This window comes from Brevibacillus schisleri (genome assembly GCF_055685845.1).
This window is the reverse complement of record NZ_JBVNDM010000001.1, coordinates 2,425,541-2,441,133: the sequence shown is the minus strand read 5'-3', so window position 1 is coordinate 2,441,133 and position 15,593 is coordinate 2,425,541. Positions and strand designations below refer to the sequence as shown.

13 protein-coding genes are annotated in these 15,593 nt (G+C 48.0%); 4 read left to right on the top strand and 9 right to left on the bottom strand.

Annotation, left to right across the window (positions count from 1 at the left end; all coding sequences use genetic code 11):
• Positions 1-74: 74 nt before the first annotated feature.
• Positions 75-668 carry a TetR/AcrR family transcriptional regulator gene (locus ACUUHJ_RS12100; RefSeq protein WP_289677467.1) on the top strand — a complete coding sequence of 198 codons (594 nt, stop codon included), beginning with the start codon at positions 75-77 and terminating at the stop codon, positions 666-668.
• A gap of 62 nt (positions 669-730) precedes the next feature.
• Positions 731-1,978 carry an MFS transporter gene (locus tag ACUUHJ_RS12095; RefSeq protein ID WP_289677466.1) on the top strand — a complete coding sequence of 416 codons (1,248 nt, stop codon included), beginning with the start codon at positions 731-733 and terminating at the stop codon, positions 1,976-1,978.
• A 59-nt stretch (positions 1,979-2,037) separates the two neighbouring features.
• Here the strand turns inward: ACUUHJ_RS12095 and ACUUHJ_RS12090 are convergent, their stop codons facing one another.
• The 8 genes from ACUUHJ_RS12090 to ACUUHJ_RS12055 all read right to left on the bottom strand — a co-directional run bounded on the left by ACUUHJ_RS12090 (position 2,038) and on the right by ACUUHJ_RS12055 (position 11,401).
• The gene (locus ACUUHJ_RS12090) at positions 2,038-2,904 is read right to left on the bottom strand and encodes a universal stress protein (RefSeq protein WP_289677465.1); all 867 of its coding nucleotides are present in this window, start codon (positions 2,902-2,904) and stop codon (positions 2,038-2,040) included.
• 165 nt (positions 2,905-3,069) lie between these two features.
• Entirely contained in the window at positions 3,070-4,131 is a 1,062-nt protein-coding gene (locus tag ACUUHJ_RS12085) for an HD-GYP domain-containing protein (protein WP_173604344.1), read from the bottom strand.
• Between the two features lie 120 nt (positions 4,132-4,251).
• Positions 4,252-5,109, bottom strand: a complete 858-nt coding sequence (locus ACUUHJ_RS12080) for a patatin-like phospholipase family protein (protein ID WP_472298986.1) — start codon at positions 5,107-5,109, stop codon at positions 4,252-4,254.
• A gap of 149 nt (positions 5,110-5,258) precedes the next feature.
• Complete coding sequence (locus ACUUHJ_RS12075) at positions 5,259-6,809, bottom strand: solute symporter family protein (RefSeq protein WP_472298985.1); 1,551 nt, start codon at positions 6,807-6,809, stop codon at positions 5,259-5,261.
• A gap of 88 nt (positions 6,810-6,897) precedes the next feature.
• A complete protein-coding gene (locus ACUUHJ_RS12070; protein ID WP_289677460.1) occupies positions 6,898-8,424 on the bottom strand; it encodes a solute symporter family protein in 1,527 nt (508 codons plus the stop codon).
• Positions 8,424-8,771, bottom strand: coding sequence for a DUF485 domain-containing protein (locus ACUUHJ_RS12065; RefSeq protein ID WP_289677458.1), 348 nt, complete (start codon positions 8,769-8,771; stop codon positions 8,424-8,426). Before ACUUHJ_RS12065 ends, ACUUHJ_RS12070 begins: the two co-directional genes overlap by 1 nt.
• Positions 8,772-8,921: 150 nt before the next feature.
• A complete protein-coding gene (locus tag ACUUHJ_RS12060; protein ID WP_012685882.1) occupies positions 8,922-9,650 on the bottom strand; it encodes a LytR/AlgR family response regulator transcription factor in 729 nt (242 codons plus the stop codon).
• Positions 9,650-11,401, bottom strand: a complete 1,752-nt coding sequence (locus ACUUHJ_RS12055) for a LytS/YhcK type 5TM receptor domain-containing protein (protein WP_472298984.1) — start codon at positions 11,399-11,401, stop codon at positions 9,650-9,652. The genes ACUUHJ_RS12060 and ACUUHJ_RS12055 overlap by 1 nt, the downstream gene beginning before the upstream one ends.
• A gap of 131 nt (positions 11,402-11,532) precedes the next feature.
• Between ACUUHJ_RS12055 and asnB the strand changes: the two genes are divergently transcribed.
• Positions 11,533-13,380: an asparagine synthase (glutamine-hydrolyzing) gene (gene asnB / locus ACUUHJ_RS12050; protein ID WP_472298983.1), complete on the top strand. Its 1,848-nt coding sequence runs from the start codon at positions 11,533-11,535 to the stop codon at positions 13,378-13,380.
• 56 nt (positions 13,381-13,436) lie between these two features.
• On the opposite strand, the gene ACUUHJ_RS12045 is transcribed toward asnB, so the two are convergent.
• Complete coding sequence (locus tag ACUUHJ_RS12045; protein ID WP_173626123.1) at positions 13,437-13,973, bottom strand: DL-endopeptidase inhibitor IseA family protein; 537 nt, start codon at positions 13,971-13,973, stop codon at positions 13,437-13,439.
• A gap of 207 nt (positions 13,974-14,180) precedes the next feature.
• Here ACUUHJ_RS12045 and ACUUHJ_RS12040 point away from each other — a divergent pair, with 207 nt between their 5' ends.
• The gene (locus ACUUHJ_RS12040) at positions 14,181-15,362 is read left to right on the top strand and encodes a NupC/NupG family nucleoside CNT transporter (RefSeq protein WP_472298982.1); all 1,182 of its coding nucleotides are present in this window, start codon (positions 14,181-14,183) and stop codon (positions 15,360-15,362) included.
• The last annotated feature ends 231 nt before the right edge of the window (positions 15,363-15,593 follow it).

Below are 15,593 nucleotides of genomic sequence, written 5' to 3'. Positions count from 1 at the left end.
TTGCGCTTCCCTTTCAAATCGAATAAACTAAAACTAAACCGAACGTTCAGTCTAGATTAAGGAGCATTTCAATCATGTCAAAGCGCCGTCTCGATGGGGAGAAAACCAAACAACATATCATAGAGAAAGCCACCGAGTTATTTTCTCAGAAAGGCTATTCAGCCACTTCCATTGAGGACATTTGCCAAGCAACTGGAGCGAGTAAGGGCAGCCTCTATTACCACTTCAAAAACAAGGAGCAGTTGTTCCTGCATTTGCTTGAAAAGCAGTACAACGAATGGGAAGATCTATGGCATGAAAAAGAAAAAGAATTCGAGACATCCATCGATAAACTGTACGGCTTAGCTGCTTTTTTCTTGGAGGACTTTTTGTCCCACCCTCTAAAAAAAGCAGGCGAAGAGTTCTCCGGCAGCCAGCTCGCCGATCCAGTTATTTTGGAACAAGTGCTGGAAATGCTCGGCTCCACATATACCCTCTATACTTCCCTCTTTCAAGAAGGAATCGACCGAGGTGAGTTCGCCCCATGCGATCCTGAAGAAATGGCGATGATACTAGAAGGGCTTATGAACGGAATCATTAATGTAGGTTATCAGATGGATGACGAGCGTCTTCATGCTCTGCTGAAGAGGAGCATTGACGTTTTGCTGCATGGCATTGTTGCCAAGTAGCATTTTTTTCAACATTAATTAGACCGGACGTTCGGTATAACTTTTCGGGAGTGATATGACCTATGAAAGGTCTTTGGGGAAACAAAGTTTTTCTTACCGTCTTTATCACGGATACATTAGAAAATATCGGTATATGGATCCGTAACATGGCCTTACTCTACTACGTAATGGAAACGAGCGGCAACAATCCGACCGCGGTATCGCTTTTGACCGCTATCGAACTCGCGCCGATCTTGGTTTTTTCGATTATTGGCGGGGCATTGGCTGATCGCTGGAATCCAAAGAGAACGATGATAGCCGGGAACCTGTTAAGCGCTCTCTCTGTTTTGGTCATCGTGTATTTGCTCTGGCAAGGGATGTGGATCGCTGTATTCTTTGCGACATTTATCTCAGCTGTCGTGTCGCAGTTCTCCCAGCCTTCTTCTGCCAAGATGTTGAAGCGTCATATTCCTGATGAGCAAATGGCAGCAGCTGTGTCTATTTCACAAAGTACGGGATCTATTTTTCTACTGGTTGGCCCGATTGTCGGTACCTTCTTCTTTGAACATTGGGGCATCTACCCTTCCCTGTTAACGATGGGCGGCCTCTTCCTTGTCTCGGCATTGATTCTCTTGACGCTCCCTGCCTCATCTGCCACCGCAACAGAAGAAGACGGGACCCTCCTTTCTGAAATTAAAGCAGGTTTTGCCTATGTAAAAAAGCGACCAGCCTTGCTCGGGATTGCCATTACCTTTTCGTGTCTGGGGCTATCCTCGGGTTTTATTAATTCGCTGGAGGTATTCGTCGTCACGGATCGTCTTTTACTCTCCAAAGAAGCCATCCAATGGTTTACTGCGTTAGACGGATTGGGTATGTTGTTGGGCGGCATTTTGGCTTCTGTTTATCTGGAGCGCATGAATAGTCGCTGGGTTATTACAGGTGGATTGATATTCTTCGCTCTCTCCGTCGCCGTAGAAGTTCTCTCTGTCTGGGTATACGTAACCGCAGCAATGCGCTTTTTCACCGGAATTGGGATGGCATTTTTACAGATTGCGATCAGTATGTTCATGATCAAGCTCGTGGATGAAGCGTATATCGGACGAGTGAATGGGACGATTTCACCGCTCATGGTCGGACTCATGATGGTCGGTTCCTTTGTTGCAGGTCCGCTCATGCAGATGACTTCGTTGATTACCGTATTTCTGATATCATCTGTCATCCTTCTGCTCGCTGCATGGGGATGTACGCGAATCAAGTGGGATTCGGCAGAGGTTACACCAGATGGGGCGAATCAACCTTTCGAACAAAAACAAGCGCAAACGCTATCGTAAGAGGCTGCGCCCAAGCAAAAAAGCTGTCCACGAATCGGACAGCTTTTTCTAGCGAAATGCTATGTTTTCACAATGAGGAGTGGTGTTTTCGTACGATGAATCGTCTTAAATGTAACACTGCCAAGCAATGTCCCTGCAACCGCACCTTGGCCATGATGACCGAGCACAACCAGTCCAGCGCCGATTTCTTCAGCGGTCTGGCGAATCACAGTAGCTGGATCTCCAACTACGACCATGCTTTCAAAAGGAATCGATGCAGCTTCAAGCATCTCCTCGCAAGGTTTTAACGATTCACGTCCCCAACCTTCGAGTGTATTCATGTTATCCCAGCCTACGCCATATACACCTGCGTATGTGACTGGCGGTATGACAACGGACAGAAGTGTATACGATACATTCGGGAGGTGCTGACCCATCTCGATGGCTTTTTTCGCAGCTTCCATCGAATGATCGGAACCATCTACTGCAATGAGCACTTTATTCCAAGGGAAGCGGCTCTCATCTGTCTCCTCTGCAATGAGGAAGACTGGAACTTTGACATCGTGGAGTGTCGGATAGCTGACGCTCTGCAACAAAAAGCCTGTGATTCGACCGTAGCCATGTGTTCCCATTACGATGGCAGCATAGTCATTCGCAGCATGCTTCGCAATGACTTCATGCGGCTCTCCGAATTCAATCTCCAATTCATACGTGATACCTGCTTCTTCTATGATCGACAGGAATTTCTTCAGATCATCTCTTGCCTCATCCAATTGATAATCTTCTACAACTTCTCGTCCTAACCTTCTGACAACATTGCGTGAAGGGAATGGCGAGATGGCATGAAGCAATGTGATATCATGCTTATTTTTGGCGTAGGCTAGCGCGAAGCGGACCGCCTGAATGGACTGCGCTGAGAAATCAACAGGAACTAGAATACGGGACATAATGACACGTCCTTCCTCTTTTTCATCTGGCAAATGTGTTAGTGTAGCTCTATGTATCCATCTGCCTTGAGTTCATTGTAGCCCCGTGGGCCCTACGTGTATGTAGGGGTATTCCCTGATCTTGATAGGGATATTCCCTGATAGGGAGTCCTATTCTTTCTATGCCTAGTCCATGACAGCTGAGATAAAAATAGTAGGCTTTTCACTCAAATCAATGTCCGTAATCTCATGATCATCGACGATCCGCCGATTCGCCTGTTGCTCTCTTCGAATGACCCGAACGACTGGGCGCGAAGGCAAGCCTCTATTTTGGTCAATGATCACACCGATCTCTCCTGTCGACAGCTTCAGCGAGGTTCCTGTCGGATACATGGCAATCGAGCGCAAAAAGTGAATGACCATTTTATGATCAAAGCGTTTCTCCGCGAGCCCCATGACTTTTTCGCAAGCCTCATACGCAGGCAAAGTCTCCTCTTCCGCTGAAAAAGGCGAGATGAGATTATCATAGTAGTTACAGATCGCAACAATCTTGGCGAAATCATGAATCTCATCGCCAGTCAGTCCTCGTGGCTGCCCACTACCATCCACCCATTCATGATGCTGCAAAGGAACGTGTGCGGACACAATGCTCATCTCATGTTTTTTTCGCAACAGATCAAAGCCTAGCCAGGTATGATGATTGGTTTTGCTGTTCTTTTTGTAGGCTGGTGCTTCCTTGTCGACTGACAGCTTTCCAATGTCATGCAAGAGGGCTCCGATGGCGAGCTCTTTTAATTGAGCCGTATTATAACCTAATCCTACCCCCATTACTGTCGCCATCATGCACACATTCAAGGAATGAATGTACATCGCGTTGTCGGTCGTGCGAATTTCCCCCAGATTCAAGAGCACGCGACGATTTTTCAAGGTCTCGTCGATGATACTTCCCACCGATTTTTGAATGCCCCGGACATCAAAATTTTTTCCAGTCTGCACACACGAAATCGCTTGAGACAGATTGCGGATTGCGTCCTTCCGAGTGGTCTCCGTGACGACCTCCTGCTCTTTCACTTCATCGAGCAGCGGGTCTTTGATGCTTAACATCGTGACGCCAAACCGACGCAATTTATTTATCATTCCGACAGTCAGCTGGACACCTGCATGCAACAGCGTCAAGCCCTCGCTTGTATAAATGCTTCGAGCCAAAACGTCTCCTGGCTCTACTAGGTCTACATTCACATATTTCATGGGGTCTTTCCTCCTGATTCCATCCTCCCCTGATGCTTCTTCCCTATCTTTGCTTTGGAAAAACCTGTTTCACATGATTTTGCCGAAAAAACATCCACGAGATAGATGCCTCCTCATTTTTCACCTGTTCCCGCCAAGACCAAGCCATGTACAAAGCCCAGAAAATTGAGTACGAGCATCCTGATAGCCTTGTCTGTAATAATGCTCCAGCTTCTCCTCTTGACGTTCAAATCCTCGTAGAAAGGTACCCTCTGGAGGTGCGATGACAAACGCTTTGCCTTCCTTCTGCATCTCTTTGATCTGCTCTATTGCCTCGTAATAGATGCGAAAATGACGAATGAATGCTTGACACAAGCGCGTACTTCTGGAAAAAAGACGCTCGACACGCGAAAGCTTGCGCATCCACTCTCTTGGAGGACAAGAAGAAGTAAGCACAATAATATGCTTTTGATTGCCATCAAGCATGGACTTCATGAGAGGTACCGGATGCACGATGCCTCCATCCCATAACTTACGTCCGTTGAAGGCAACTTTTGGGGATAGAAACGGGAGACTGCACGAAGCCCGAATCACATGAAAAATATCCTCACAGTCGTCTTTCGTAAAGTAAGCAGCTTCCCCCGTCATGCAATCCGTCGTGACGACGACAAACTGTTCCTTCGCTTCGCGAAACCGATCAAAGGCGAACGGCTCCAGCTTGTTAGGCATCTCACTGAAAATAAAATCCATGCCAAACAGCGAGCGTTTCTTGATCAAATTTTTATAGTGAAAGTATCGGGGATCGCGAATGTATTTCGTATGATAAATCTTGCCCAATCCGTGCTGTCTCGCCAAGTATGCCGCCGCATTGCACGCACCTGCTGATACGGCAATCACGTACGGGATGTATAGCTCCTGCTCCATGAAGTAATCCAAAACGCCAGCAGTATAAATCCCACGGCTACCTCCTCCCTGCAAAACGAGCCCGACCTTTTCCATACCCATCACCCATTTTGATGTCGTTTACCCGTAGTATGAATGATTGCCCAATGAAACATGCAAGGCCGGATCGTGCCAATCAAAAAAACGACCCTCAAAAAGGGTCGCCACTCTATCGTCTTTTTTCATCATGCTGTGCTCATCACGGATCATCGATACGTTTTCCCAGATGGAACTCGGATTCCCGTCAACGCCTGAAACAGTACGCGCTCATACTTCCTCTCGGCATCCGGATCAGGCCGATCCAGTAGTGTTCCGAGCACCGCCCCTAAAAAGCCGAGTGGTATCGAGACCAATCCGGGATTCGTCAGTGGAAATAATGGCTCCGCACGAATAAGTCCAGCTGAGGGATGCATAACAGTCGGTCCCAAAATGACAAGGACTACGGATGCCGTTAACCCTGTCAGGACGCCACAAATCGCTCCTCGCACGGTAAACCGCTTCCAATATAACGTAAACAACAGCAGTGGCAAATTGGATGATGCTGCGACTGCAAACGTCAGCGCAACGAGAATCGCCACATTCATTTTTTCTGCACCGATCGCCAGCCAAATGGAGATCACGCCCACCGCAACTGACGAAAGCTTTGCCATGGTGACCTGTTCTTTTTCCGATGCCATCCCTCGCCTGATCAGATGACTGTAGACATCATGCGCGAACGCTGAAGACGCAGAGAGCACGAGTCCTGTCACGACAGCCAATATCGTCGCAAAGGCAACGGCAGCGATATATGCCATCAAAAACTCTCCACCGAGAGCATTCGCCAAGAGCGTGACAGTCAGATTCCCCCCGAAGCCCACATTTTTCAATGCCTCATAGCCTACAAACGTACTCGCTCCGAAGCCGAGGAAGATCGTCATCAAATAAAAGGCGCCGATGACCCAAGTAGCGGTATAAATTGAATTACGAGTCGTCTTTGCGTCTTTGACTGTGAACAACCGGGAGATAATATGGGGGAGTCCGGCGGTACCGAGAATCAAAGCCAAATGCAGGGAGATCGTTTCCAGCGGATCATGAAGTTGATTACCTGGCTGTAAGAACTGTTCCTGAAGAGGTGTAATCGTACTTACATGAGAAAACATTTCGGATAAGCTCCAATCAAAACGGGCAAACACGATCAGACTTAGGATCAATGTCCCTGTCAGGAGCAAAATCGCTTTAATAATCTGAACCCACGAGGTCGCCACCATCCCGCCGAACACGACGTAAAATGTCATCAGGCTCCCGACGATCAGGACCGCCGTATCGTAACGGATTCCTAATAAATAATGAATGAGGGCACCAGCCCCAACTAATTGCGCCAACATGTAAAAAATCGTAATTAATAGAGTCGTACAGGCAACAACGCCACGCAGCCAAAGACTGTCAAACCTGACGGCAATCGCGTCTGCCAGCGTATAGCGCCCCAAATTATGCAACGGCTCCGCAACTAAAAACAAAATAATCAGATAAGAGACAAAAAAGCCTATCGCATACACGAACCCGTCAAAGCCGTACATCGCAATCGTTCCCGCAATCCCCAAAAACGAGGCAGCACTCATATAATCGCCCGCAATGGCAATACCATTTTGTAACCCGTTCAAGCGATTTCCTGCTGCATAGAAGTCCCTCGTCGTTCCTGTCTGTTTAGCAGCCGAATAAGTGATAGCCATCGTTCCAATAATGACGGCAAGGAAAAAGATGATCGTCGTCACGGACAATACCTCTCCTTCTTGCAAAAATAAAAAAAAGACCAGGGGTTAACCCCAGCCTTCTCTTCGTGGCATGAGCTTCCTATGTTTACTGTTTCTACGCTGAATCTTTCATTCCTGTATTCGCTTTCACCAAAATTTCATCGAACTTCTTATCATCACGGGAGCTAGACAGCAAGGTTCCGATCCACGCTGCCAAAAACCCTAACGGGATCGAGACAATCCCCGGATTCGGCAATGGGAACAGCGCTTCGCCGACCAAAATGGCTTTTCCAGCCACAGGATTCCAAACGTTCGGACTCAAAGCAACTAGAATGAGAGCGCTGAACAGTCCGACGAGCATCCCGCTAATTGCTCCAGCCGTATTGAATCTTTTCCAGAAGATCGTGAACAAAATCACGGGTAGATTTGCACTCGCCGCTACTGCGAAAGCCAGAGCAACAAGGAAAGCCACGTTCAGATTTTGCGCAAACAAGGCGAGCAGGATAGAGACAATCGAGACGCCGACAGACGCCCATTTGGCCATCTTCATTTGTTCCTTTTCTGTTGCTTTTCCTTGGCGTAATACGTGTCCGTAAAAGTCGTGCGCGAAGGCAGAAGCCGCAGTCAGTACCAGCCCAGCCACTACTGCGAGAATGGTAGCGAAGGCAACCGCAGAAACGAAAGCGAACAAGAAGTTACCGCCGAGTGCTTGCGCTAGCAATGGAGCGCCCATGTTACCTGCTGGGTCCATATTGCCTGCTCCGACAAACGCTGCCGCCCCGAAGCCGAGGAAGATCGTCATGACATAGAAGACACCAATGATCCACGTTGCGTACACAACCGATTTGCGAGCTGTCCTGGCATCCTTTACGGTGAAGAAACGAATCAAAATATGCGGCAATCCAGCTGTTCCGAGCACAAGCGCGAGATTCAATGAAATCGTATCGAGCCCCACTTTAAACTTGTTGCCAGGATTAAGGAATTGCTCTCCCAATGGTGTCGCCATCTTCATTTGCTCGAACATTTTCAAAAGATTAAAATCGAATTTGGCGAAAACCATCATAGAAATAATGAATGTCCCAAGCATTAACAAAACGGCTTTGACGATCTGCACCCACGAGGTTGCTGTCATCCCGCCGAAGACGACGTAGATGGTCATTAATGCCCCTACGATCAGTACGGAGGTCGTATAATCCAGACCCAAGAGCAGCTTGATCAAGGCGCCTGCTCCGACCAATTGCGCGATCATATAAAAAATCGAGATGGCAATCGAATTGAGAGCAGCGACACCACGAACCTTTTTATTGTCAAAACGCGCGGCTATCATATCAGCCATCGTGTATTTTCCTAAATTACGCAAAGGCTCTGCTACCAAATAGAGCACCACGAGATATGCGACAAGAAAACCGATACTGTAGAAGAAACCATCAAACCCGCTCAACGCAATCATCCCGGCAATTCCAAGAAAAGAAGCAGCGGACATGTAATCTCCCGCAATCGCGAGGCCGTTTTGCCAACCCGTCAAGCCTCCTCCAGCGGTATAAAACTCACTAGTCGTATTCGTCTTTTTCGACGCGTAAAAGGTGATAACAAGCGTCAAAAGAACAATGCCGAGAAAGAGTAAAAATGCAGTAACGTTCATTAGCCCCTCCCACCTGCCTCTCGTTTGATTTTCTCTACGAGTTGATCAAACTGCTCTGCCCGCCTGGTGTACAGGATACAGAGACCCCATGTCATGACGAACTGAGCAAAGGCAAACACCCACGCCCACGAAATGGCTCCAATCGCTGGTTGATTCAGTACGGTGAAATAGGAGGTTAAAATCGGAAGAGTAAAGTAAAACACAAAGAAAAAAATAGAAGATGGCAAAATAAACGCTTTTTTTCTTCTCAAAAGCTCTTTGAAAGTGGCTGACTGAATCACTGCTGCATAATCAACAGCATCCTTCTTCTGATCCTCGGCTTTTTTTGCCGAAGCGGATTTGCCCATAGGAACCTCCCCCTCATCAACAGAAATGTAAGCGCTTCCTACATTGTAGAGAATCCTTTTTTATCCGTGTATTTTTCTGCGTAAGATGTCGGAGAGAGTGTGTCAGTGGCAGATTTTCAACCACGATCTGCAAACCATGGATCACCAGGCTTACTCCTCGAGACGTTTGAGCAAATCCTTGGCGGAGGTCCGGGATACGGGAATACGCGGTCTTCCTTCTCCCTTCAAAATTAGGTTGTAGGCACCGTTGAACCACGGTTCGAGCTCGCTCACGAATTGAAGATTGACCAGATAGCTTTTGTGGGTACGGAAAAAGTCGTATGCAAAAAGCTTCTCCGCCAGCTGGGTCAGGGTCATCCGCGTTGAATAGGTAGCTGTTTGGGTGACGATTTGCACATATCGCTCCTCCCGCACCGCATAGACAATCGTCGTTGGATCAATGACCACTAATCGGCTGTTGTCTTCTACCAACAGCTTCGTTCGTTTTGTCTGGACAGGCTCTACTTTTGGCTTGACTAGACGCTCTCGGATTCGTTGCATCGTTTCCACCAGCCGTTTGGGCTCCGTAGGCTTCAACAAATAATCGACGGCGTACAGCTTAAACGCATCGATGGCAAATTCCTCATACGCGGTACAAAAAACGATGAGGGGGTGCTGCTTACGCGAAGCCAGCATTCTCGCTGCCTGCGCTCCTTCCAGCTCAGGCATTTTCATATCGAGGAAGACGACATCCGGTTCGTGCACATCTACCATTTCCAACAGCTCTCGTCCATTGGTGGCATAGGGCAGCAGCTCTACGTCTCCTTCTTGAAGCAGTAAATAGCTCAGTTCTTCGCGTGCTAGTCGCTCGTCTTCTGCAATCATGACGCGTATTGGCATTAGGCACTCACCTCTTTTGTAATCGGAATCGTAAAGGTAATCATACTACCGCCTTCTTGTTTATTGGCAAAATGAAGTTGGGCCTCTTGTCCGCACAAGCTGATCAGACGTTGGTTGACATTATGAATGCCAATTCCATTGCCCTCCTTACTCTCCATTGGCACCTTTCCGAGAACTGGCAGCAAGTTGTCGGGAAAGCCTTGGCCATTATCTTCGATTTGAAAAACAACGTGCACATCCTGCCGTTTCACATGGAGAATGATCTCACCGCCGTTCGTGATGTCGCGAACACCATGCTGAATACAGTTTTCAAATAACGGCTGCAACGTGCCAGGAGGAATAAGGGCTTCCTCTACCCCCGCCTCAATGATGGTGCGAACGGCGAATTGCTCGGAAAATCTTATCTTGATAATTTCCAAATAGGCATGCAGGTGATCCAACTCCTGTCTCACGGTGACAAGCGGACTTGCGGTGAGCTTCAGGTTAAAACGCATGAACACGCCAAGCTGAATGGTCATATGCCGAGCTAGCTGCGGATCAATTCGTATCAAGGTCACAATCGAATTCAGCGTGTTGAACAAAAAGTGTGGATGAATTTGTGCCTGCAGCATTCGCAACTCAGCATCCTTCATCAAGCCTTTCATTTGCTCCGTGAGAGATAGGGTCAATTGATTGGAGATCAGGTTGCCAAGCCCTTTTGCTAATGCTTCCTGAACTTTTCCTATTTGTTGCGGTCTCCGATAGTAGAGTTTGATCAGACCAACGACGCTGTCCCCCTCTTTAATCGGCACGAGAATCGCTGCATGCAGGCTACAATTTTTACGCTTGCACCCGACGGTCTCTCGCGTCAATCCCTTGTCGATTCCACCGCTAAACAGAGCGCGCTTATCGAGCTCACTATGGAGTGTTTCTCCCGGATGATGATGATCTGCCCCCACTCCAACGTGCGCAAGAAGCCGTTCCCGATTTGTTACTGCAACGGCGGCTGCTTTCGTTTCTTTTTGTAAGACGAGGGCTGCTGACTGGGCTGTCTGGGGTGTAAGCCCCCTTTTCAAGTGTGGCAAAATTCTTTCCGCTATCGTAAAGGAACGCTCCGCTTCAATGGCAGCGGAACGCTCTGCCTCTTGCAAGGCAACCCGTATCATCGTCGTAAAAATCGCAATCGAAACACTGTTTGTGAGCACCATCGGAATCCCGATCACGTTGACCATGGTTCGCGCCAGCTCGGGCGGAGCGGCCATGATCAATAAAAGCGACATCTGAATAATGGGCGCGAACATGCCGATGAACATGGCTTTGGATGGAGAAATAACCCGCTCCTGCGAGAAAAACCGCGCTACGTATCCTGCCAGCAATCCTGTGATCGGGATCGACAAGCCCATCGGTGCTGCGGCGAATCCTCCCAATTGAAAGACATGAAGCCCAGCAATGACACCTGCCCCCAGGCCGACGAGAGGCCCCCCTAGCAAACCTCCAATGACGACCCCTACCAACGTAGAAGTGGCGATTATTTCGTCATGCGACAAACGAAAAATCCAAAATGCAGGGAGATAGCTCTCTCCTTGTACAACCACTCCTGCATATGTACCCGCAATCCCAAACAACCCGAACATGACAGAAAATGCGATTGACGTCCCTACGTGCAATTCGCGGTCTAAAAGCTGGCGAAACAACGGTGTCCTTGTCAAAATAAATGCCAGCGTCAAAAGAATGCCCATTCTTTCAATGAGCAATAACGTGAGATTGTCCACCGCAGCCTCCCTTAGTTTAAATCTTCTATAAATTCCGCATATTACCCTCAATTCCCTGCTGGACAGACAACCTCGCTAGGCTGATTGCATACGCTGTGTGTGCAATGCTTCAGGAGAAGGGTGATTATGCCATGTGTGGAATTGTAGGATGGATTGATTGGGAAAAGGACTTATCTGGTGAACGTAATATGCTGCAAAAAATGACCCAATGCCTCAAGGATCGAGGCCCTGATGCAGAAGGCTTTTGGCTGACTCCTCGCGCAGCCCTCGGTCATCGTCGCCTTGTGGTCGTTGACCCTGCTGGCGGACAGCAGCCTATGTCAGCTCTCAAAAACGAACATGCCTGCACCATGATTTACAATGGTGAACTGTATAATACCGAGGATTTGCGAGCAGAACTGCTTGATTGCGGACATACTTTTCAATCTCACTCGGATACGGAGGTGCTTTTGCACACATATTTAGAATGGGGTCCAGATTGTCTGTCAAAGCTTAACGGCATCTTTGCTTTTGCGATCTGGGACGAACGGGAACAAAGATTGTTTGTCGGCCGTGACCGTATGGGGGTTAAGCCGCTGTTTTATGCGCAAAGAGGCAGTTCATTTCTGCTTGCCTCCGAGCTAAAAGCCTTGCTCGCTCACCCCGAAGTCAAACCAGAGCTCTCCCGTGAAGGCTTGGCAGAGGTTTTCGGAATCAGTCCCGCCCGTACGCCTGGCCATGGAGTTTTTCACAACGTACACGAGGTTCGGCCCGGTGCTTATCTGTTGGTGACTCGTAATGGCGTCAAGCAAAAACGTTACTGGCAGCTCAAAAGCCACCCACATACGGATGACTTGGAGACAACTGCGGAACGTGTCAGGGAGCTAGTCACGGATTCGATTGAACGCCAATTGGTTGCGGATGTGCCCGTTTCGACCCTCTTGTCAGGCGGGTTGGACTCGAGCATTATTACAGCTGTTGCGGCAGATCATTTTCAAAAAACAGGCCGCGGAACTTTGCACAGCTACTCTATCGATTACGTCGACAACCGAAAACATTTCAAGGCGAGTGCTTTTCAACCGAATGAGGATGAACCTTATGTGCAACTCGTTACAAAGTTTCTCGGAACCGAGCACCACACGATTAAGTTCGACACTGACGATTTGATCGACTCCTTGAAAACTGCGACACTTGCCCGCGACTTGCCGGGGATGGCTGATGTGGATGCGTCCCTTTACCTGTTTTGCCGCGAAATAAAAAAAGAGACGACCGTCGTCCTCTCTGGAGAATGCGCAGATGAGGTATTTGGTGGGTATCCGTGGTTTCATCGTGAGGAACTGCTGCATGCCGGAACGTTTCCTTGGTCGAGAGTGACGAAAGAACGTGCCTCCTGGCTATCACCTGAACTTCGTGATTGGGTCAAACCCGAGGAATACGTTGCCATGCGCTATAAGGAATCTCTCGATGAAGTCCCGCATCTTCCAGGCGAAGACCCGATTGAAGCGCGCCGTCGGGAAATGTTTTATTTGAATATAACGTGGTTCATGAACACGCTGTTGGATCGCAAAGACCGAATGAGTATGGCAGCCAGTCTGGAAGCGCGCGTCCCGTTTTGCGACCACCGCATCGTGGAATATGTCTGGAACATCCCATGGGATATGAAGAAGCACGGGAATCGGGAAAAAGGAATTTTGCGAAAAGCCATGGAAGGAATCTTACCTGATGAGGTTTTATATCGCAAGAAAAGCCCGTATCCGAAAACACACAATCCCGCCTATACGGAAGCCGTTCGCTCTTGGCTGCTGGATATTATAAACGACTCTTCCTCTCCACTGCTTCAACTGGTAGATGCTCCGACGATTCGAAAAATTGCCGAGTCAGATGCCCAGGCTTCGAGCATTCCTTTTTTCGGTCAGCTCATGAGTACCCCACAGTTATTTGCCTATCTCGGCCAGCTAGATTATTGGCTGCGGGAGTACCGCGTTTCCATTCGTACGTAACGGTATAACAAAAGCTCCTCGCCCCTTATGTTTCGGGGGAATTGAGGAGCTTTTCGTCACTTTTTGGTTTTTCCCCGTTGCTTGCTTCTACGTACGGGTTGTGCCTTCGGGTTGAGGGGTATCGTAGCAAGAGATTGATATCTCAGATCAAACTGCTCGCCTGAGCGTTTCATGATCGTAAACGTTTTGGTTGCGCCGACTCGGATCAAACGGTAGTCCACTCTTGTTTTTTTCCCTCCCCCGCTCAGTATCGCAGCCACGGTCCGATGATCCGGCAGATTCACTTTTATTTGCAACGACAGCACGGTTGCTGGAAAAGTTGGGATGTCACGATAAGGAATACAGAGCTTTCCCTTCAGCATCCGCAAGTGGAGATTCCGAATCATCACTTCCGTCAATTGCTTGCCCCAATACCGGCGGAAAATACGGGAGATTTTTCGTTTGGTGTTGTATTTTTCGGGCAATGGCGTGTAATCCACACCGTTTACGGTATATACAGGCTTTCCTCTTGGCGAATTCGCGATCTGAGTCCAGACATGCTCTGCTGAAGTAATAAACTGCTTGAGCCTCTGCAACTCATCCAAGGATTTCACCTCCTCCATAAACCGTATGGCGGTAGGCTTATGCTAGTACGCCCGATTTCAGCGTTCCACACGTAACGGACAACAATTCTGAACATACATATAAATTGCAATCATATTATCGGGATGATAGAATATAAACCGCTTTCACTTCTCTTGTCGGGAAGTGCGTTTTTTTGCCTTTTATGTTTAGCACTATTTAAATTTTTGGAGGTTGTAATGAATTTTATCATTCCCATCGCTGGCATACTCATCGTGATCGGGTTAGCATTGTTAGGAAGTAATGGACGTAAACAGGTCAAATACAGACCGATCATCGTCATGATTGCTCTGCAATTTTTGCTCGCCTTTCTTCTTTTGCAAACCAAGTTTGGGGTTATATTCGTTTCAGCCATTTCCAAATCGTTTGAAAAGCTTCTTGCTTTTGCTGGGGAAGGAATCAATTTCGTATTTGGTAATCTGGCAAACGACGGACAAATGTCCTTTTTCCTTGGTGTATTGCTCCCAATCGTCTTCATTTCCGTCCTCATCGGTATTTTGCGTCACTTCAAGATTTTGCCGATTATCATGAAGGCAATTGGCTTTGTTCTAAGCAAAATTAACGGCATGGGTAAGCTAGAGTCTTACAACGCTGTTGCTTCTGCTATCGTTGGCCAAAATGAAGTATTCATCACCGTGAAAAAACAGCTCGGTTCCTTGCCGGAGCACCGTCTGTATACGCTGTGCGCGTCAGCCATGTCCACTGTTTCAATGTCGATTGTCGGTGCGTACATGACGATGATTGAGCCGAAATACGTTGTCACCGCCCTGTTCTTGAATCTGTTTGGCGGCTTTATTATCGCTTCGATCATCAACCCTTATACCGTGAAAGAAGAAGAGGATTTACTGGAGATTCAAAGCAATGAAAAGCAGTCCTTTTTCGAAATGCTCGTCGAGTACATCATGGACGGCTTCAAGGTAGCCGTAGTCGTTGGCGCAATGCTGCTCGGTTTTGTTGCTTTGATTGCAGCTGTGAACAGCTTGTTCGGCATGATTTTCGGCTGGACGTTCCAAGAAATGCTTGGCTTCGTCTTCGCTCCTTTTGCCGTCCTGATGGGCATTCCTTTTGGGGAAGCGATGAAGGCTGGTAGTATCATGGCGACGAAGCTCGTAACGAACGAGTTTGTAGCGATGATCGAGCTGGGCAAAGTCGTATCTGAACTCTCCCCACGTACAGTAGGGATTCTTTCCGTCTTCCTCGTTTCGTTCGCGAACTTCTCCTCTATCGGCATTATTGCTGGTGCGGTGAAAGGGCTGAATGAGAAACAATCCAATGTGGTTGCTCGCTTTGGGTTGAAGCTGTTGTTCGGTGCCACGCTGGTTAGTCTTTTGTCTGGTATCGTCGTCAGCTTTGTTTTGTAATCGAAAAGAAGAAGTGTCCCTCTGCCATGCGGTGGGGACACTTTTTTATTGTTGGTTTGGCGCTTTTAAAATTTCATAGTCGAACTGGTTCACGAAGCGGAGAAACTTTTCGTTTTTCCAAAATCCAGTATCCTCGTTTATATACAACACACCATTCCTTCTAATAGATGAATGGTTTCACCGTTACATTCAAAGATAGCGCTCCCTTGGGCCTTCCAAAAGTAACGAATA

Excerpts from the sequence above, each read along its gene's own strand:
- asnB (WP_472298983.1), top strand. The coding sequence starts at position 11,533 with ATGTGTGGAATTGTAGGATGGATTGATTGGGAAAAGGACTTATCTGGT.
- ACUUHJ_RS12090 (WP_289677465.1), bottom strand. The coding sequence starts at position 2,904 with ATGTCCCGTATTCTAGTTCCTGTTGATTTCTCAGCGCAGTCCATTCAG.
- ACUUHJ_RS12085 (WP_173604344.1), bottom strand. The coding sequence starts at position 4,131 with ATGAAATATGTGAATGTAGACCTAGTAGAGCCAGGAGACGTTTTGGCT.
- ACUUHJ_RS12070 (WP_289677460.1), bottom strand. The coding sequence starts at position 8,424 with ATGAACGTTACTGCATTTTTACTCTTTCTCGGCATTGTTCTTTTGACG.
- ACUUHJ_RS12065 (WP_289677458.1), bottom strand. The coding sequence starts at position 8,771 with ATGGGCAAATCCGCTTCGGCAAAAAAAGCCGAGGATCAGAAGAAGGAT.
- ACUUHJ_RS12060 (WP_012685882.1), bottom strand. The coding sequence starts at position 9,650 with ATGCCAATACGCGTCATGATTGCAGAAGACGAGCGACTAGCACGCGAA.
- ACUUHJ_RS12080 (WP_472298986.1), bottom strand. The coding sequence starts at position 5,109 with ATGGAAAAGGTCGGGCTCGTTTTGCAGGGAGGAGGTAGCCGTGGGATT.
- ACUUHJ_RS12100 (WP_289677467.1), top strand. The coding sequence starts at position 75 with ATGTCAAAGCGCCGTCTCGATGGGGAGAAAACCAAACAACATATCATA.
- ACUUHJ_RS12040 (WP_472298982.1), top strand. The coding sequence starts at position 14,181 with ATGAATTTTATCATTCCCATCGCTGGCATACTCATCGTGATCGGGTTA.
- ACUUHJ_RS12095 (WP_289677466.1), top strand. The coding sequence starts at position 731 with ATGAAAGGTCTTTGGGGAAACAAAGTTTTTCTTACCGTCTTTATCACG.